Annotated in this window: 15 protein-coding genes and 3 pseudogenes; 2 read left to right on the forward strand and 16 right to left on the reverse strand. The window is 59.8% G+C overall.

Features of this window, described 5'->3' with window-relative positions:
• The 9 genes from AKN84_RS40570 to AKN84_RS40610 form a co-directional block, all read right to left on the reverse strand.
• Positions 1-573, reverse strand: a 573-nt coding sequence (locus tag AKN84_RS40570) for an ABC transporter permease (RefSeq protein WP_128971601.1), incomplete at its 3' end; no start/stop codon positions are given.
• Between the two features lie 9 nt (positions 574-582).
• Complete coding sequence (locus AKN84_RS40575) at positions 583-1,179, reverse strand: ABC transporter permease (RefSeq protein WP_157863395.1); 597 nt, start codon at positions 1,177-1,179, stop codon at positions 583-585.
• 309 nt (positions 1,180-1,488) lie between these two features.
• Positions 1,489-2,541, reverse strand: a complete 1,053-nt coding sequence (locus AKN84_RS40580) for an ABC transporter substrate-binding protein (protein ID WP_128971603.1) — start codon at positions 2,539-2,541, stop codon at positions 1,489-1,491.
• A gap of 837 nt (positions 2,542-3,378) precedes the next feature.
• A complete protein-coding gene (locus AKN84_RS40590) occupies positions 3,379-3,579 on the reverse strand; it encodes a hypothetical protein (protein WP_050425969.1) in 201 nt (66 codons plus the stop codon).
• 73 nt (positions 3,580-3,652) lie between these two features.
• Positions 3,653-4,396, reverse strand: a complete 744-nt coding sequence (locus AKN84_RS40595; RefSeq protein ID WP_244485749.1) for an AAA family ATPase — start codon at positions 4,394-4,396, stop codon at positions 3,653-3,655.
• Positions 4,374-4,655 carry a hypothetical protein gene (locus AKN84_RS49690; protein WP_050425971.1) on the reverse strand — a complete coding sequence of 94 codons (282 nt, stop codon included), beginning with the start codon at positions 4,653-4,655 and terminating at the stop codon, positions 4,374-4,376. Before AKN84_RS49690 ends, AKN84_RS40595 begins: the two co-directional genes overlap by 23 nt.
• Complete coding sequence (locus AKN84_RS40605; protein WP_128971605.1) at positions 4,640-4,891, reverse strand: hypothetical protein; 252 nt, start codon at positions 4,889-4,891, stop codon at positions 4,640-4,642. Before AKN84_RS40605 ends, AKN84_RS49690 begins: the two co-directional genes overlap by 16 nt.
• A 351-nt stretch (positions 4,892-5,242) precedes the next feature.
• Positions 5,243-5,371, reverse strand: coding sequence for a hypothetical protein (locus AKN84_RS50180; protein ID WP_283805583.1), 129 nt, complete (start codon positions 5,369-5,371; stop codon positions 5,243-5,245).
• A 365-nt stretch (positions 5,372-5,736) separates the two neighbouring features.
• Positions 5,737-6,141, reverse strand: a complete 405-nt coding sequence (locus AKN84_RS40610) for a hypothetical protein (RefSeq protein WP_050425973.1) — start codon at positions 6,139-6,141, stop codon at positions 5,737-5,739.
• Positions 6,142-6,194: 53 nt separating this feature from the next.
• Between AKN84_RS40610 and AKN84_RS50910 the strand changes: the two genes are divergently transcribed.
• On the forward strand, positions 6,195-6,338 hold the full coding sequence (locus AKN84_RS50910) for an SEC-C metal-binding domain-containing protein (RefSeq protein WP_128971606.1): 144 nt from the start codon (positions 6,195-6,197) through the stop codon (positions 6,336-6,338).
• Between the two features lie 1,172 nt (positions 6,339-7,510).
• Here the strand turns inward: AKN84_RS50910 and AKN84_RS40615 are convergent.
• Together AKN84_RS40615 and AKN84_RS40620 are read right to left on the reverse strand one after the other, a co-directional pair.
• Positions 7,511-8,191 (reverse strand): annotated as a pseudogene (locus AKN84_RS40615) (transposase family protein); the annotation flags it as partial.
• 120 nt (positions 8,192-8,311) lie between these two features.
• Complete coding sequence (locus AKN84_RS40620; protein ID WP_050425974.1) at positions 8,312-8,977, reverse strand: L,D-transpeptidase; 666 nt, start codon at positions 8,975-8,977, stop codon at positions 8,312-8,314.
• Positions 8,978-10,367: 1,390 nt separating this feature from the next.
• Between AKN84_RS40620 and AKN84_RS40630 the strand changes: the two genes are divergently transcribed.
• Positions 10,368-12,071, forward strand: a complete 1,704-nt coding sequence (locus AKN84_RS40630; RefSeq protein WP_050425982.1) for an MFS transporter — start codon at positions 10,368-10,370, stop codon at positions 12,069-12,071.
• A gap of 320 nt (positions 12,072-12,391) precedes the next feature.
• Here the strand turns inward: AKN84_RS40630 and AKN84_RS40635 are convergent, their stop codons facing one another.
• From AKN84_RS40635 to AKN84_RS40650, 5 genes and pseudogenes are all read right to left on the reverse strand, one after another.
• The gene (locus AKN84_RS40635; RefSeq protein WP_128971608.1) at positions 12,392-13,243 is read right to left on the reverse strand and encodes a CmcJ/NvfI family oxidoreductase; all 852 of its coding nucleotides are present in this window, start codon (positions 13,241-13,243) and stop codon (positions 12,392-12,394) included.
• 278 nt (positions 13,244-13,521) lie between these two features.
• Positions 13,522-13,927, reverse strand: a pseudogene (locus AKN84_RS49695) (SDR family oxidoreductase).
• Positions 13,928-14,156: 229 nt separating this feature from the next.
• Complete coding sequence (locus AKN84_RS40640; protein ID WP_050425977.1) at positions 14,157-15,215, reverse strand: phosphotransferase family protein; 1,059 nt, start codon at positions 15,213-15,215, stop codon at positions 14,157-14,159.
• A 230-nt stretch (positions 15,216-15,445) separates the two neighbouring features.
• A pseudogene (locus AKN84_RS40645) lies at positions 15,446-16,263 on the reverse strand (acyl-CoA dehydrogenase family protein); the annotation flags it as partial.
• Positions 16,264-16,320: 57 nt separating this feature from the next.
• Positions 16,321-17,550 carry a CaiB/BaiF CoA transferase family protein gene (locus AKN84_RS40650; protein ID WP_050425978.1) on the reverse strand — a complete coding sequence of 410 codons (1,230 nt, stop codon included), beginning with the start codon at positions 17,548-17,550 and terminating at the stop codon, positions 16,321-16,323.
• Positions 17,551-18,552: the final 1,002 nt, after the last annotated feature.

Raw genomic sequence — 18,552 nt, forward strand, 5'->3', positions numbered from 1 at the left:
CTGGGGAATGACTACGGTAAGAAACATCCGGGTCGGTCCGGCCCCCAACAGCTCTGCGCCGAATTCAAGATTGCGGTCGAGTTTGTGAACGCCTGCTATGATCATGGCAACGACGTAAGGCAATGTCACCATGACGTGGCCAAGAACAAGCGATAGAGTTGTCGCGTTGATCTTGAGGTAGGAAAAATAGAGATAGAGCCCCAGCGCGGTAACGATGGTCGGGACGACAAGCGGGCTCATGATTATGCTAGCGATGACGCCTTTTCCGACGAACTCGTGACGCGCGAGCCAGTAACCTGCTGGTACTCCGGCGAACATCGCCAGTACCGTGGCCCCCATTGCGACTTCCATACTCACAAACAACGAATTCAGCCAATCCGAAGAATTAAAGAATATCCTGAACAGGTCGAGGGAGTAACTCGTCGGTGGAAACGTCAACGCATTTATTGGTCCAAATGCCATCGGCACAATCACCGCGAGCGGCGCCAAGAGAAACGCATAGATGATTACGGCCAATCCGGTACCCAAAGCACGATAGCGACGCGCATTTGAGTCATAAATGATGTCGGACACGAGCCCCTCCTATACTTTGTGTCGGCGCCAAAGCGCCAGAGGAGCGGCCGAGCCGACAGCCATACAGAAGAGCATTACACTGATGGCCGCGGCCTTAGGCCAGTCCAGTACTTGCCTGTTATAAAAATCCACGAGACTCGACAGCATTTGATCCTGCGAACTACCCAGCAGAGCCGGAACAACGAAGGCCCCCAAAGCCAACACGAAAGCACTAAGCAATCCGGCGAATACACCCGGCAGACTCATGGGAACTGTAACAGTCCAGAATATGCGCGCGGGCCTGGCTCCCATGATAGAGGCGGCGCGGTAGATGGCCCCATCGATAGCAAGTAGGCTAGCTAGAACGGGGAGGACGATAAGGGGAACTAGAAAGTTTGTCATGCCGATGAGGAGCCCAATTCGATTGAACAGAAGCGGCAGTTCGATTTTTGTGTTGAAGATCCAACCAAGGGTACTGTTGATAATCCCGTCGCGCCCCAAAATGATCGTGAACGCGAAGCATTTGACCAAAACGCTCGTCCAGAACGGAAGAAGCACAAGCACAATCAGCACAGCTCTTCGCCGTCCCGGCTGACGAGCAAGGTGCAAGGCGACAATGTACGCCAAGAACAAGCTCACGATGGACGACGAAATAGCAACGACCAATGTCGTACTCAACGTCCGTGCGAATAGTCCACTCGTTACAATCTCGCTGTAGGAAGTCAACCAGCCGGTTGGGCCGCTGACGCTCGTATAGAACACGTACAAAAGGGGCGGGAGCACAATTGCAGCCGCCATTGACGTGGCTGGAGACATAAATATGGTTTGTGCGCGCATGGTGGAGCCATCTTCAAGAGCAGCTAGAGCATTGAGCCGACGACAAGGCATTTTGGCGCGTGTGGAGTGGCTCGGTGACGTCAGAAGCTTAAGGACCGATCAGGCCATAATCCATTCCTTGAAGCGACGGGCCGCCCCCTCCATGTTGTCTGCCCAGTACTGGCTATTGATCATGACGCTGTTGGGATTACTCAAATCCGGCTGCCAATTGCGAGCCTCGGTAGACAGCATCGACGTCGCCTGCTTTGATGTCGGAGTATTACCCGCTTGATCTTCAAGCCGCGCCTGGACTTCTGGACGCAACATGTACGCAATAAGCGTCATCGCGTTCTCTTTGTTCGGCGCCCCCTTGACCACGGCGTAGCCACTGGTGGCGAAGACGTTTTGCTCGAATGAAAACGCCAACGGCACACCGCCGCCCGGGCCATTTGTTGTTTTGGCGCGAGCCACGTAGGTCATACCAAAATCGACCTCGCCGGCCTGCACAAGGGAGACCGATTGAGGGGTGGTAGCCGGCCATACAACACTCGGCTTTATCCGGTCGAGCGCCTTGAACGCCCGGTCCACGTCAAGAGGATACATATCCTTCGGGGCCACTCCATCAGCAAGGAGCGCTATCTCCAGCGTCCCGTCGGGAAACGGTCTCATTGCATGACGTCCCGCGAACTTCTTTAAATCGAAGAATTCGGCGAAGTTCACTGGATGCCTGCCTGAGCCGCACCTCTTTGGATCCCACGTGATACCCACGGCCGAAATCTCGTTGATAGCGTAATCGCTCGTCGGCGGCACCGCTAGGTCCTTCATCTCGAGGATCGAGGAATCCAACTTTTCCCAGAAACCTTGCTTGGATCCAGAAGCCAGTACCGCGCCGGTGTCAGTATAAAGATCCCATTCGATGTTGCCCGTGAGCAGCATGGCCTTGACCTTCGCGAGGACAGGGCCGGGGGCGACGTTAACGCTGATCCCCGTCTCCTTGGTGAAGGGAGCTACCACGGCCCGCTGCACGGCCTCTTGATAAGCCCCACCCCACCCAACCATCGTCACCGTACCAGAGCCGGCCGCGGCCCGCCGACTCACCATTGGCGCCGCGAGCACGCCCATCGCCCCCACAAGGAAGGAACGGCGCGAGATTTTTGAGACAAGCCGGTTCATGAACGTTCCTACCGCCTTCTTTTGCACTCACGCAGAGGGCAGCCATTGGTTATCAGACGCATCGCGCCGGATTTCTTCAAATACATCCCATAATCAGCGGTATTTGTGCGAAAAACCTTCACATCAGAGGGATTCCAGCACCATCATTTTGTCGCGGTTGGCAATCGTGGAGTTAAACTTTGGCTCGCCGCGCTCGGCGTCTGGCAACCCGCTTCGCCGAAATGACGGCGTACCGATGGCATCGGCGCCTACACGCCTACACTGGCGCCAAGATACGTAATCGCCGCCTCTGTCCCACCCATGCCACGACAAATTTGCGACGCCGACTTCAATGACGCCATGCCTAGAACCATTGGCGCGTGTGTGTAAGCGCGTTCACGCTTTTTGCGGGACTCGGGTGCCCGGCTTTTTGACGGTTCCTTTGGCGTGCGGGGATCGGTTTCTCGACGCGACCGAGCATGCGTCGTGCTCACGACCGTCAAGGACGCTGTGCGCCGCTGACGCGGTAGCCCGACGGCGGGCCATCCTTGACGGTCGCTGTGCGCGACCGCACGGGATGCGCGCAGGTCGGGACGGAAGGATGGTGCCGATCGAACAGAAGGATGGGACCGGCGCATTGATTGGCGCTGGTCGATTGGGCGACGTTCGGAAGCTGCAAGGAAGGATTTTTGTGGGCCTTCCCATAGCGCTTCCGGCGCGCTGCAGAGCCTGCGGAAAGCGGAAGCCGGCAGCGCGACTCCGGCGTGGTCTGAGTCTAATCGTTGCCGCTTTGCCGGCTTGATTGTGGCGTGGGGCGAGACATACACGTCGACGACGGGATGAAGCTCCCTGCGGCAGTCAACGCTGCCAAGCGCTCGTAGAGGGTTGCCGTGCGGACGCGGCAGCATGTGCGCAGCTCGGAAACGGCAGCGGACGGTCGAGATCGGCCATTGCTGTTTCGATGCGCTCGTCGACGGAGCTCGACGGCGGTACCTGCGGCGTGCGTCGATCGACGACCTCGAGCGCCAAAGCGCTGGCGCGTTGCGCGAGTTCGAGCATGACGGCGGCATAGTGGGTGTGGGGCGGTCCTCGACGATCAGGTGAGATCCTCGCCGTGCGACGCAGGTAGAGATCAGAGTCGCCCCAGCGTGGAACTCGGATGAGCCGCGCAGGGCTTGGCCGGCGCGAACGCGGCGGGCACTCTTCTTGGCGTGGTGCACGACGACCACGGCAACGGCGCTGCAGTTCGCAGGTAAATGAGCAGTGGCGCCACCTCGTCTGAGGCGTTCTCGTCGATACGATGCAGGCGCACGAAGGGATCGACCAGGCGCGGCGCGAGCTTGGCGACGGTCTCGTCGAGCGTCTGGCGATCGGCGGCAAGATCGAGCCGCACGGTCGGTGCGGTGATTACATTGACGTCGAGATCGGCGAGCCCAAGGCCGGCAGCGGCGCGTATCCCCTCGAGCCGTTGACGTACGACGTGCAACACGTCCTCGGCAGCGTAGAGCAGAACGCGCCCGAAGCGCGGCACCGACAAGGGACGCAGGCACGTCGTGCCGGCCGCGACCGTGAGCCGTATATGAGAATCGAGCCGTGCGGAGGCGAGCAGGCGCAGCTCGGAGAGCACGACCGGCACCATCCCCTGCGCCCCGTCGACGATGAGCACGGCGCGCGAGAACGCGGCGTCGATGTGGGTCTGCCAGCGCTCGCGCAGCACCTTGCCACCGCCCCAGCGGTTACCCGGATGCAAGGTGACGCCGAACAGGTCGCCCATCTCGCATAGAAGTCGGCGAGGCCGGTCTGGGGAGGACAGCTGATCGCGCCGACCTCGAGGTCGTTGCGCTGCGAGCCGCTCAGCGAGAATGCGTAGCGTCACCGACTCGCCGGAACCGGGAGCGCCGATGACGAGCGCGAAGCCGCCTTTCGCCGGCGAGTTGCTCGACCCGCTCGCAGAACGACTCGATGTGCGGCGTGACCCGCAGCGCCTCGACCGGCACGCCGGGCGCGAACGGGTTCCACTTGAGGTCATAGGGCGCGAGCAGCTTCTTGTTCAGGTATCGTCTCCTTCGTCCTTGGGGGAGATACGGCGGCGGCAGGCGGGTCAAGGCCTCTCGCTCGATCAGTCTGGCGAGCATGGGAGCCGTGCCGCTGTCGGCGTGGCGATGACGGGCTCTGCCGTCGCCTGGTCGAGCGGACGGCGCAGGCCGCTGGCGTTCCTGGTCTTTTCATGGGGATAGAACCAGCACGGCACGGTGCCGGTGTGCTCATCGACCAAGTGAACCGTCGTGAGGTCCCAGCTGGCGAAGCGCTCCTCGGCGTCGCACGGGTGGCGGTAGCGGTTCGGCACCTCGAGGCGGGGGCCGGCAATCACGTGCCGTCGCTCTTGCGCTGGGTCCGCTGCCCGGTGCCGGGCCCGCAATGCCGCGCTGTCCGGACGCGGCCGCTTCACTTCGGGGCCGGCGAGGAAGTGCGCGACCGGCGCTTCGGGTAGCTCGGAATGGCGCTTGCGATTGTACGCGCGCTCGGGCTAGGCTCAGGTCGCCTCGTTGAGCAGGGCCAGCGTCAAATCCGGCAGTTCCCCACCATGGCGAGATCGACCTCCAGAACACTTCCTGCTTGGCGTTCTGGTAGGGGCTGTACGGCAGCGTCATCTGATGCACGATGTAGAGCCGCACCGGACCTTCGGTGATCTCGGCTGCCGTCATGGCGGGGCCGTTGCCGCTCAGCGAGGCGGCAGGCCGCGCTTCTCGAACGCCTGCGTCAAGCCGCGCACCACATTCTCGGCGTTCTCCGCCAAGTACCATTGCAGGTGACGGGCGAGCCGCGAGCGGTCGTCGAACACGCCGAACAAGATCGGCGTCTTCCTCCATTCGCCGCGCGCGTGGGGGAAACGCCGAAGCGGACCGGCTCGCCGCTGACCGGGTTCGTCATGCGCGCGGCGAGCTTATCGAGCTCCTGCCGTAGCGTACCCTGGCCCGGCCGCGCCGCCAGCAGCTGACCGATCACCGAAAAGCGAAAATGCGCCCACTGCTCGTGGGCCCCTGGACCGCGTCGCTGCGACACAGCGGCGCTCCCAAATGCCAGGAGCCGCGACCGTAGGACGAAGTTCCGCCGGCCGGCGAAGGGCATGCTCTGCGCGCCAGCGAGGTCCGTCATGCAGCGTGCATCATCGCGCCTCCTTTGATCGGCAGGAGCGCACCAGCGCGACTAGCCGCGTCACGGCATCTCCGGCAAAACGCTCAAGCAACGCCGCTGGCAGCCCTCCAGGATCGACCGGCGGCATGAAGGCGGCTGCGGCCGTCTTCCAGAATGGACTCGCGGTGAAGACGCAGCACCACCACCCCAGCGCTCGATGGTCCGCCGACTCACCCGGAAAAGCTCCGTCAGCTCCCGGGTTGCCGCCGCCTTCTGCCGCATCGCCGCAACCAGCACCACCACGGCACCGAGCCAGGCCTTGCCGCCGAGGAAGCGGAACGACGGCGGCGTCTTGCGGTTGCGGCACCGATCCACCGCGCTGCAGAAGCTGAACCGCTGAGCGTGCTCCTCGCCGAGCCCGGCCGCAGGCTGCGCGGCTTGCGCCGGAACCGCGCCGAGTTCAGCACCCCGCCGGAGCGCGAGCATCCCGCCGTCCGCGCCGCCGTCGCAAGGTCACGATCGAACGCGAGGCGAAGATCATGAAATCAGGCATCCGCCAGCGGCGCTCGGTACAAGAAAGAGACGCGTCCTTCCTGTCGAACGTGGGACATGGCACCAAGATCGGACGCAATAATCCTTGTCCGTGTGGCACCGGCAAGAAGTACAAGCGCCGCTGCCTTTAAGCGGCCGGACACCGCACTCGACGAGGGTCTGTCGGGACCGGGGCGGCTGCACGATTTGTTCGTCACGGATGAGGCAATGTATCGCCGGGCGAATGGAAGCCCCGCGTGGCATGACGCTGCGCTAGGTTTCCATCCCTCGCCATTCGGGTCCTACCCCGAGCTTTCTACCCTTCTGCTCGGGGCCCATGGATGCATATCGGCGCCCGGCTTTCCCTCCGCTCTCTGATCGAAGAGCGGCGAAACAAACGGCTGAACTCGGACAAGACATGTCGCTGCCCATGCGCGGTAAAGAGGGCGGCGAAGCGGCCGGGCGAGCGCTCGCCGCTCCGTCTCTGCCAGCGCAGAAAAACCACCTCCACGGGAGAGTCGCCGCCAGCCGCCGCCTACGACACCGACAACGAACTCACGAGGGCGTCCAACGCCGCCGTCGACCTCATCCACGCCGGCAACTCGACCAGGCCGAGCAGGCCACCCGCGATCTCATCGGACGATTCCCCGTCGACGGCCGGTACTGCCTCGGCATGGTCTACGAGCCAGAGGCGACAATCAAAAGGCCGCAGACTGCGTTCGCAAAGTCATCAACCTCATTCGAACCCAACCGGATCAGTACGAACCTGACGTCGAAGCCGTCTTCCACGAGCTCGTCTCGCGTCTCGCCCCTTCAATCCCCACGACCTGATTCCTTCGCTGTTGCGCTCAAGCTCCATGATGGCAATGCCCCGCGCTCATCACAAACCGTGATCACAACGACGACGCGGCACCCTGAATTCAAATGCGCAAGGTTATGTGGGCGCGTGTAAACGCCCTGAGAAATGCAAGCAATATCTAACTTTGATTGATACGGAGCATGTGGTTGGGGGTGCCGTATATCCGGGCTCGTGATGCGACTTCGACACGTCGCAGGCCCTTTATGAAAACGCGAATTGGATGCAATTCGGCGACGCGTGCTCGTTCGCGTTGATTCTTCCAATCCCAGTCTCTGACCGATTGCCCATTATCCTCTGTTACCACATTCCCGGCGTCTCGCGGCTTCTGGCGTGTGTTACGCAGGGCCTGACACCGGAGCTTGGCAAACGCCACCGCGTACCGTAAGGCCACGCGATGCTTGCATTTGTTCGCCAAAAGAGACCGGGCGATCCATATCGTCGTTCACCACAGCAGGAACAAGCCGCCGGAACCAGGCGATTGTTGGCGACGATGGAGGCCTTCACTCCGAACTCGTAGGGGCGGGGCGGCCTTGCCGATGCACTGCACCCTCCGGGGCATGGAGGGAATAGAGCTTCCAGCCGCTGCTGCGAGCGAATCTGGTTGGCTCGGCGAAGCTGGAGGACGAACGTCTCCTCCAGTGCTGGGCTGGCCCTCGATCTTACGGCGAATGTCGCGGATGATCCGGCGGAGCCAGCTGCGCAGGATACGCAGCTGTCGCTGATGCCGCCTGAACTGTTTGGCATGGGCGTAGCAAGAAGCCATCATCGTTGCGGCCTTGGCCACGCGATAATAGGATTGCCGCAGCCTGACGCCAATTGCCAGGCGGTTGAGCCCCTTGATGGCCGCATGCAAAAGCTTGGCATCGGAAAGGTGATGGCCTTCGGCTGCACCGTGGTGTCGACTGTCATCCGCTTGAGGTTCTGGCTATGGAACGCGCCGGCCTCGTGCGCCGCCCCCAAGCTCGCGGCCAGCAGCAACTCCAGCTTGCCGCCGAGCCACTTGCGCCATTGGCTCAGGTCCGAGCGCTCGTGTGGGAAAGCGTGCTGGAAGAACTCTTCACCAGTGAAGAACCGGAAATACGGGTCGTGGACCAGCGCTCGCGCCCCCTCATCGGACAGCCCGCAAATGTGCTTGAGCAGCAATAGCCGATCAAGCTTTCGCATGAATCCCTTGAGTCGACTGCTTAGAGAGCGAACTTGTCGTAACAGCCGCTAAGCTCTCTCGTTGTGGACGGCGACGGTGATGAACCTCAGCTTGGGGTGGCGTCAAGCGGATCGCCCGGACAGGACTACGACCCGGGAGCCGACCAACACGCGGCTGTACAGGTCGATGATGTCCTGGTTCAGAAAACGGATACAGCCGCTCGACATCGATTTGCCGATGGACCATGACTCCGTTGTTCCGTGTAGGCGATAGGATGTATCGCGGCCGTCCTTGAACAGATAGAGCGCACGCGCTCCGAGAGGATTGTCCGGGCCACCGTCCATGCCTCCCGCCCATTTCGCGTAACGATCGGGATCGCGCCGAATCATGTCGGGCGTAGGGGTCCAATGCGGCCACTCACGTTTGTATTGAACGACCGCGGTTCCGGAGAATTCAAGACCAGCCTTGCCGACACCTACGCCGTAGCGGATAGCGCTGCCATTTCCGAGAACAAGATAGACGTAGTGATGGGCCGGATCGACGACGATCGTTCCGGCGGGTTCAGCACCTCGATAGTCAACTTCGCGTCGCAAGAGACGAGTGTCGACCTCGCTGAGGTCGATCGCCGGCACGGGAAACCTGTCATCGTTCAGAGACGCGTACATACTGGCGTAGAACGGAGAGATCGCGGGAGTTGCGACCAGGGCAGCCGGCGTCCGGCCGTTAGAGACGCAGCCGGAGAGCACCAAAGGCATCGAGGACAAGAAGAGGCGGCGGTCGATCGGCATTGGCAGTCGGCTTCCTTCAAGGCTGCAAGTCTTTGGTCGAAGGCGCGCTCACAGATGGGGCGAGAACGACACCAAGGAATAGTCGCTGTCGCGAAGCGCCCTGCGATACAGAACAAAGCCACGACGAGTTTGCGTGACCGATGAAGGCTGCAGCTGCTGGCTTGCCTCGCTTGATCAGTCAGCGATTGTCACCGAAACTCGATGCAATATTCGCCCGTTTTCGGCAGCAAATGCATACTTTCGACGTGAAGGTTGCGGAGTTCGCCGTTTTTCGGCAAAAGAAGAACGGGTGTCAATTCGGGACTTTGCTAACCAAACACGTTCCGCTTGACTCTGTGGTTCGCCACGACGGCCGCGTCGATGTCGACAGCAATACAATTGCCGGATGCACTGCTTCCCCGCTCGGTATTTAACGTACCGTTCGGCCACATGCTCATCGAGATCAGTTGGCTTCAGGCCGCATCTTTTGATTCGGCTGAAGAGACCGCCGACCAAGTTCAGACATCGCCACGTGCCGTGGCCAGCGCGCTCGTCCTTGGCGAGAAGCGCCGCGTATAGCTCGACGAACTGTCCGTGGGATCCCCTCTCTTCAGCCGCAGCTCTCAGCACCGCCTTCGCTACCGCCGAACAATGAGTTGCGTCTTCCTATGGCAATCGAGCACATGGAACGCACAGGATCGTTAATGGTCATCCAAACCGCGCCATCCCAGTCTGCCATCCATATTGGGACTTCGTTCGGTCATAGATAACGCCTCAACGCTACGCTGCAAGGCGAGGGTGTTTGCGCGCTTTTTCTTCAGCGAGTCGCACAAAAACGCGAATAATTCGCACAAAGGCTTCTCTACTGTGCATTTTCGTCAATGGTTGAGCCGAGGAGAGCGTCTTGCGGTTTCCGAGCGAGATTCAGATCCATCGCTATCCGGGTCTCGGTTACTTGCGTACCTTACGCACCTTCCCGACACCACGCGAAGCTCGGTTTGGACTGAGCGGCGAACTCGGCTCATGCAACGTCAGAGCCATATTCAGCTCTTGCCTGATTGACAGCAATTTCGCGATCGGGACGCCGATTGCGCCGGGCCGACCGGGGACAACCCTACCCAGAGATTGGAAGTCGCCGCACCGATGCCAAACCTGTCGACCGGATCGACAACGGGACAGGTCGGCTGCCCCATGACCCGGCCCTTCACTCTCCTTGTGCGAAATACGACTTCTCGCACGCGAACAAGTAGGTACGGTACTTCAGAGATATCTCACGACGTTAATAAGAACTGTACCGCCTTGTTAACACTGGAATACGTTGAAAGAGTGCACCCCCCCGAGCGATTGCTTCTGCGATATCAGCACGGATCGCGCGAGCATCCAGATTGTCGCGGCGGAGCCGAAAGCTGATATGACCGATCGATCCACCCCAAAGACTTTCGGTGTCGACGGCATCGTAGCCCCACTTAAATTTCCGGACTTCCAGCGCATCTGGATTGCTAGCCTCCTGTCTTATCTCGGTATCTTGATGCAGGGTGTTGGTGCAGCCTGGGCAATGACGCAGATGACCTCGTCGGCAGACAAGGTCGCTCTGGTGCAGACGGCCTTGACCCTCCCAGTAATGGTGTTCTCCATTCCGGCCGGCGCCATTGCGGACATGTACGACCGGCGGATCGTAATGCTTGTTGCGCTCACAATCGCGCTTTGCGGTGCGACAGCGCTCACTGCAGTCGACTGGTTGGGCTGCATCACACCCAATCTTCTACTTTTTCTGTGCTTTGTGGTCGGCAGCGGTATGGCATTGATGTGGCCATCTTGGCTTTCCTCTGCGAGTGAGCAGGTGCCGGCAGAAGCACTGCCAGCAGCAGTTGCGCTCGATGGGATTAGTTACAACTTCGCCCGCAGTTGCGGGCCAGCAGTCGGTGGTCTTGTGGTTGCTAGCGCGGGCACAGTCGCGGCCTTTGGAGCCAATGCACTGCTCTATCTGCCGGTGATGGTGGCTCTGTGCTTGTGGACGCGTGTGGCCGAGCCATTGCGACTACCGCGCGAACAACTAAGACGTGCCATTATTGCAGGCGTACGTTACATCGGCAATTCGCCATCGATGAAGATCGTGCTAACCCGTTCGATGACAATTGGCGCGATCGGCTCGTCGATTTTAGCCTTAATGCCGCTAGTCGCGCGCGATCTCTTGCATGGAGGCCCACAGTCCTACGGCATCATGCTCGGCGCGTTCGGCGTCGGGGCGATCATAGGCGCAGTTTGTGTTGGCTGGGTGCGCACGCGGATGACTGGCGAAGCAGCTGTGCGAGCATGCACGCTTTCCATGAGCGGCGTAATTGCAGCGGTGGCACTGAGCCGTAATCCAGCTCTAACGGCAATTGCGTTAGTCTTGGCCGGCGCGGTATGGACGATGACATTTACGATGTTTAATATCGGTATGCAATTGTCGGCGCCACGCTGGGTCGCCGGCCGGTCTCTAGCGGCCTATCAAGCCTCCTACTCTGGTGGGGTGGCCATTGCCAGTTGGGCTTGGGGTCGGCTTACTGATGTCGTCGGCGTAGAGATCACGCTGCTTATCTCCGCCATGCTGATGTTGGCTTCGCCTCTCATGGGGCTCTGGTTGCGGATGCCCCCCACCGGCGCGCGCGGGGAAGAGATTGACGCACCGAAGGATCCCGAAGTGCGGCTTGAGCTCACCGAGCGTAGCGGGCCTGTGGTACTCGAGATCGAGTATCGTGTCGCGCAGGAGAATGCGCGAGTATTCCATAGTTTAATGCAGGACGTGCAGCTATCGCGCCAACGCAACGGCGCCTATGGCTGGTCCATCGCGCGCGACATGGCCGATCCCGAACTATGGACCGAACGCTATCACTGTCCGACCTGGCTCGATTATTTGCGTCAACGCCATCGCTGGACCCAGTCGGACCTGGCGCTGGATCAGCAACTTGCCGTTTTCCACATCGGCCCAGAACCGGTGCGAATTCGTCGCATGCTGGAGCGCCCCTTCGGCTCCGTGCGGAAGGAAAACGTGCGTCTCCCCGCTGGTAAGGACCTTTTCCCCGCTGATGACGCCCACGAAGAATCACTGCGCCAGCGAGACGCGCGCTGCTGATCCCCATCGCACGGGACATTGCCACAGATGCCAATCAGCCAAGGTGGAAGGTAGACATAACGAGGGGGTGATTTTGATCTGTTCGAACGCGGACCACCGCCTATTAGAACTGCTGATTGAGGCCGAGGCGGAGACTTAAAATCGAAGAATTCGGAGATTCACGATTGTAAGCGCAAGTACATGTATCAACTCGCCGCACTTCTTTCATGCGTCTGCGGATTTTCTCGGCGGCCAAGCCCGCTTAAAAGAGCTCTCGTGAGCGTCTGGCGCATCGTAAACGCCAAACGCTCGTTGAGATACGTTACATTGCTGGCCGACGATCACTCGAAATATGCCAGGTGTCGGGACTCAATGCTCAGCCGCGGCTTCGCATCCGGGTGCGCAATCCGGTTGTCGAACGCGGTGTGAAATGCCTTCGGATTAAATTTTGCTTCGGTATCATACCCCTTGAACAAGATGAATTCATCCTTGTCCATATCCGGGAAGTAATACCACCGCTGAAGCGGGTTATAATGCGCGAGCCAGAGCTTCGCGGTGATATCATCTCTGCCGAACGTCGCGGTGACGACGTCCTCATCTGCAACAGATGACCCATCGCAGAGCGTCAGCGGATAGTCTTGCGGACCCGGCGACACGGCGCGCCAAGTTTGAATAAGCATCATGCGCGAGTAGGGGCGCAGCTTAATTCCCTGTTCGTAGTCGGAAATCGCAGCCACCGCAGGCGCGGAAACTGCCGCGTAGTCGATATGGCTGAGGCGCGACGTCGGTTGATTTCCGTTCGCAGCCTCCGGGGACCGGACCTGAGCAGGGGGGGCAGCGGTTCCGTGCCGGAAATTTGTAACCCATGACGCGTTGAAATAGCGCTTCACGAGCGCATTCATTTCCGCGACATATTCGTCGGCAGTAAGTTTCGGGTCTCGCTCGTTTACGGTGGCCGATTTGTGCTTGACCAGAGTGAAGCCTTCGCGATCCAAGCTGAATGTCTTGACGATCGGGCGAGCATTGCGGATGTCAACGTCATGATCGACGACGGTCGGAGAACCGAATCGTTCGGGACCTGGATAGCCCGGCCCTTCTTCAGGCGTACGTCGCACGAAGGCAACTTTCGCGCGGACCCCATCAAATTCTTCGGTTGCTGCCGGCGCCACTAAAGCTGCAGCTGCTGTTCCCATTGCGGTTCCTCTCCTTCCGCTCGTTTCCTTGCGTGGCAACAATAGCGCCAGCTAGGCGCATAATTCCCGCAAAAAAGGGCCGATCGCGACGCAGATTCTCCATGCGACACTGTTTCCTACTCTATTTCAGCTCCGATCGCGTCGCTTCTCGTCTAGACCTAGCATGACGACACCGGGGTGGGGCAGGCGCTCGCCCGGCGATTTAGGCCGATTTTACCCGTCCGATGAGTCTCAGGGTAACCTGCTTCCTCCTACTGGACCGCAGTTATAAACCCGGATTATACCGCCGGCGTTGTGATCCCACCGTCCACAACGGCCGTCTGCCCGGTCACAAACGGCGATGCATCCGATGCGAGATAGGCCACGACTCCCGCGATCTCATGCGGCTCCCCGATGCGACGAAGCGGAGGGTACCATAGCAGGGATTGACTGCGGCTTCAGCCAAGGACGTCGACTTTGCCGTATTGCTTTGTCGCACCTGCGATCAGCGCTTCGACCTTCGTTGCGGCGGGCGATGTGGCGAGGGATAGCATGCGCGTCGCCGCCCGCTTCGCAGACGCCTTCCGCAAACTCCTGGCAGGCGTTTGCATTGCGGCTCGAGATCACGACCTTGGCGCCTAGCTTGTGCTAGCAGTTCGGCCGAAGCGCGGCCGATGCCGCGGCTCGAGCTGTGATCACAGCGATTTGGCCAGAAAAATCGAATGGGTTTTTGTCTGAAACGCATTCTCTCGCTGTTTTAGATTTCTGTTCGGATGTGAGCGCCGTACTCGGACAATGGGCGCCGCCTCGCTGCCAGGCACGTTAGTCTAGCGTTGGTGCGCGCAGCCAGTGGCCGTGAGCTGGGATGCCAGGTCCATAACCTTGCCGCTGCGTATTCGCAGGTATTCGAATTATCGTTTTGCGGCGATTTGCATTAGATGGCGCCCGCCATCTCCGCATACTGCCACGACGCCTTCGCAAGCGGTACGGTGCGCTTGGCGGATTCGATCGCTCTGGCGTTAGCGGCAGTGCCGTTGCGGATGCGCCCGGCGATACCTTGTGTGATGGCTGCGAGGCGAAACAGATTGTAGGAAAAGTACCAGTTGAAATCCGGTAGCGTAGAGTTGTTGATATCGCAATAGATCTGTGCCGCCTCTTCCATCGCGGGGATATTGAGCTCTTTAAGGTGCGCGTTGTTGAGGTCCGGCATGATCCATTGCATCAACAAGTAGGTGAGGTCCGCCATGGGATCGCCAAGCGTCGATAGTTCCCAGTCGAGCACCGCAACGACACGCGGCTCGGTCTCGTGGAAGATCATGTTGTCCAGGCGATAGTCACCATGGACGATGGAGACGCGCTTCTGCTCAGGAATCGTCTTAGGCAGCCAATCGATCAGCTTCTCTACTTCCGGAATATGCTGGGTCTCTGAAGCGCGATATTGCTTGGTCCAGCGATCGATCTGGCGCGCAAAATAGTTGCCCGGCTTTCCGAAGTCTCCGAGTCCGATCTTGTCAGGATCGTACATATGAAGCTTTGCCAACGTCTCGATCTTGCTGCGGAAGATTCTTGGGCGCAGGTGGGCCGACTGGCTTAGCAGCATGGGGTTCCAGAACACTCGGCCTTCTTCCATGGACATGATGTAAAAGGCCGAGCCGATCACGACGTCGTCGGTGCACAATGCGTAGGCATGCGCTACCGGAAAACCCTGCGCACCGAGCGCGGAGATGACGCGGAACTCGCGGTCGATCGCATGTGCGGACGGAAGCAATTTGCCGAACGGCTTGCGCCGCATCACATAGGAGCGTCCTGGCGTATCGAGCCGATAGGTGGGATTGGACTGGCCGCCTTTGAACTGCAACACCTCCAACGGGCCAGCGAAGCCCTCGACATGCGCCGCCATCCAGCGGGCGAGGCTCGCCTCATCAATACGGTGCCGCTCCTCGACCGGTCGTGTGCCGGCAAACTCCTCGTCCTTCTTGACGCCCTCCGCCACGGTGAGGCCCCCTCTTCGTTGTTCCGTATCAGCATTCGCGGTTACCGCGGGCCGGCGCATTACCATCGACCCGGAATCTCGCCATTCCGGTCTGCCTTTCGAGGCGGTTCGGAATGACCGCGAGCAAGCGATCGCGCTGCTCGCTCTTAGTTGGACGAGCTTGCATGTTTTCGAATTTCAAGTCTGGCAATGGCACGACAGTGCACTTCATCGGGGCCATTGGCCAGACGCATCGTGCGCATGCAGTGGTGGATGCGGCCTGGTCTGAGCCGACCTTGCGCTATCTCAAAACCGCGCCCCTCACCCAGCAGAAGGTTACTGACGGGCACGCGGACGTTCTCGAGGAGTACCTGCGCGTGGCCATGCGGCGCATCGTCATAGCCAAACACGGAAAGCATCCGTTCAATCGTAATTCCCCTTGTGTCGAGGGGTACCAGGATCTGCGAATGCTGCTGGTGGCGCGCTGCCTTCGGATCGGTCTTACCCATCAAGATCGCAATTTTGCAGCGAGGATCGCCCACGCCGGACGACCACCATTTGCGGCCATTGATGAGGTAATGATCGCCGCCGCGCTCGATCCGCGTCTCAATGTTGGTGGCGTCGGAGGATGCGACCGCGGGCTCCGTCATCAGGAAGGCCGAGCGGATCTCGCCAGCCATCAGAGGCCTCAGCCAAAGCCGCTTCTGCTCCTTGGTACCGTACCGCAACGGGACTTCCACGTTGCCGGTGTCCGGCGCGGAGCAGTTGAAGACTTCTGAAGCCCAACCGATGCGCCCCATCACTTCGGCAAGCGCCGCATATTCCAGGTTGCTCAATCCCGCGCCACGGAACTCGTCATCCTCATACGAGGACGGCGGCAGGAACATGTTCCAGAGGCCTTCGGCCCGAGCTTTCTTCTTCAATTCCTCACGCACTGGTATCACCTTCCAGCACCCCCTTCGGCATTCTGCTGGTTGCAGACGGAGACCGCGGGTCGGACGTGCTTAATTATGAATGACTGCGTGCGGTCCAGCCATTCCTGCTCGCTGGTCGTCATTGTGAAATCCATAACGCACCCCTTGCCCTTCCTTAACGTCAGCAAAGCCGGCGCTCCGCCGTTACCCGCCTAGATGACACCCATTACCTTCAACTCGCTGATCTTCGCCGAATTGTAACCAAGCTCTTCTGACAGAATCTCGCACGTATGCTCACCGAGCCGGGGTGGGTAGCGGTACTCTGTCACTGGCGTACCGGAAAATGTCAGCGGATTCCGGATCAAGGACAATGAACGCTCGAAGGGATGCTCGACCTTTACCTCCATGCCTCGTGCGCGGACATGCTCGTCGGCGCACACTTGCGCAAGATCGTTTACAGGGCCGCAAGGAACGCCAGCCTTCTCAAGCTCTCCGAGCCAATGAGCTACTTTGCTCTTCAACATTAACCCGGCAAAGATCGCCATGATCTCCTTGCCGTCCACGACACGGTCGTTGTTCTTGGCGAATTTTGGATCGTTGGCGAGGTCCGGCACGCCCAGAACAACACAGGCGCGTGCGAACTGGCCGTCATTGCCGACCACCAGCATCAACTCACCGTCGGTGCAGCGGAATACGCCAGCCGGCATGCCGCCATTGCCCCACGTGCCCCGACGGGGCGGGGTCTTGCCATTGACGAGGTAGATCTGGAGGTAGTGGCTGAGCGAGGCGATCACCGTGTCGAGCAGACAGATGTCGATGTGCTGGCCCGCTCCACCCCTCGTCTTTTTATGATAGAGCGCTGACAAAATGCCGATCGAAGTATTCATCCCGGCCATGTAGTCGACGATGGACGGACCGACTTTCATCGGACCGGCTCCTAGCTCCCCGTCCATATGGCCAGTCACGCTCATCAATCCACCCATGGCCTGGAAGATCGCATCATAGCCAGCGCGAGGCGCATATGGACCAGTCTGACCGAACCCGGTCACCGAGCAATAGATGATGTCGGGATTGATCTTCCTGATTGCCTCGTAGTCGAGACCGTAGCGCTTGAGATTACCTACTTTGTAATTCTCCATGAAGACGTCAACGTTCCCGGCAAGCGCACGAATGATTTCCTGCCCTTCGGGCTTGGCAATATTGACGGTGACGGATCTTTTGTTACGGTTGGCACAGAGGTAGAAGGAGTTGTTGTTGTTCTCTTTGCCCTCCGAATCGGCAAGATAGGGCGGTCCGAAAGCGCGCGCGTCGTCCCCGGTGCCGGGACGCTCGATCTTGATCACGTTGGCGCCGAGGTCGCCGAGCATCTGGGCCGACAGCGGTCCAGCCAGCACGCGCGTGAGGTCAAGAATCTTGATGCCAGAAAGCGGCGATGACGACATGAAGACTTCCTCTAGTTTTCGATGCGCGTAGACGGCTGAAATGACTTAACCGATTTGGCGAAACGTCAGGCGCGTTGTGCCCAGGGCAAACACATGCATGCAAGGCATGAGAGCATTCACCATCTGATATCACTGCAGTCGCGATACGCGTCGAACAGGCAGGTCAATCGCAACGACACGCCCCTTGTGGCGCGGCCGAGGAAATCGGTGTCGAGGCACTGCCTGATCATTTCATTTAAGCACATCGATACCTGCTTTCGTTGCTGGACAGATAAGAAACGCCCCCCCTCCCGAGCAGATTGACGGCCGCGACTGACCTCTGGTCATCGGGATTAGCGCCGCCAGCGGCTGGCACGTTTGTTCTCGCTTCAGATCAGTGCCGGTCACGATCGCCATTTTGATTGTCGGCCGCGCGTCATTTCAGTTGTTAAACACGATCGCTCATCAGTCCGCCCTGCCCGCGCCGGCTACGCTGAAGGGCAAAAGCGCGCAGAACATAAGATGCTATCGAGGCTTATATGCTGCAAAGATTGCACAGGAACTAGCGAGATCCTGCGAAATGGCTACGCTCTCGCCACGATTTTCTGCGCCGAAGCGCCGACCTCGGCTGCCCATACCCAGCGGTACACGGCTGGCGCGCGACGTGCCGAGCTCCTTGAGCGAACGGGCCTGGTATTTGGTACCTAAGAGCATCAGTGATCCCACCGTGGCTGCACCTACCGATAGAGGCTGCCCTTGCGGGTTGGACACCCATCCAAACAGCACGATCGTGCGACGCTCTTGCAGACCGCCGTGCAGCGAAGTGAGGTCGAGCACGGCCCATCACTTTCACATCTCCAGTCCACATGACCGGATATTTCCCTCGTTTGCGCTCGTCCTTGGACTGCAAAAGCAGCTGAGGCATTGCCGGGAGACGTCGTGATCAAACCGGTGGCAATCAAACTGACCACGAAGGTGAAGGTGTGAGATTGTATACACAAGTTTGAGCGATACTCGCATCCG

Origin of the sequence: Bradyrhizobium tropiciagri, assembly GCF_001189845.1 — a bacterium.
GTDB lineage: Bacteria > Pseudomonadota > Alphaproteobacteria > Rhizobiales > Xanthobacteraceae > Bradyrhizobium > Bradyrhizobium tropiciagri.

Coding starts and splice junctions, on each gene's coding strand:
- AKN84_RS40580 (WP_128971603.1), bottom strand. CDS start 2,541: ATGAACCGGCTTGTCTCAAAAATCTCGCGCCGTTCCTTCCTTGTGGGG.
- AKN84_RS40590 (WP_050425969.1), bottom strand. CDS start 3,579: ATGCTCGAACTCGCGCAACGCGCCAGCGCTTTGGCGCTCGAGGTCGTC.
- AKN84_RS49690 (WP_050425971.1), bottom strand. CDS start 4,655: ATGCTCGCCAGACTGATCGAGCGAGAGGCCTTGACCCGCCTGCCGCCG.
- AKN84_RS40610 (WP_050425973.1), bottom strand. CDS start 6,141: ATGCTCGCGCTCCGGCGGGGTGCTGAACTCGGCGCGGTTCCGGCGCAA.
- AKN84_RS50910 (WP_128971606.1), top strand. CDS start 6,195: ATGAAATCAGGCATCCGCCAGCGGCGCTCGGTACAAGAAAGAGACGCG.
- AKN84_RS40620 (WP_050425974.1), bottom strand. CDS start 8,977: ATGCCGATCGACCGCCGCCTCTTCTTGTCCTCGATGCCTTTGGTGCTC.
- AKN84_RS40630 (WP_050425982.1), top strand. CDS start 10,368: ATGACCGATCGATCCACCCCAAAGACTTTCGGTGTCGACGGCATCGTA.
- AKN84_RS40635 (WP_128971608.1), bottom strand. CDS start 13,243: ATGGGAACAGCAGCTGCAGCTTTAGTGGCGCCGGCAGCAACCGAAGAA.
- AKN84_RS40650 (WP_050425978.1), bottom strand. CDS start 17,550: ATGTCGTCATCGCCGCTTTCTGGCATCAAGATTCTTGACCTCACGCGC.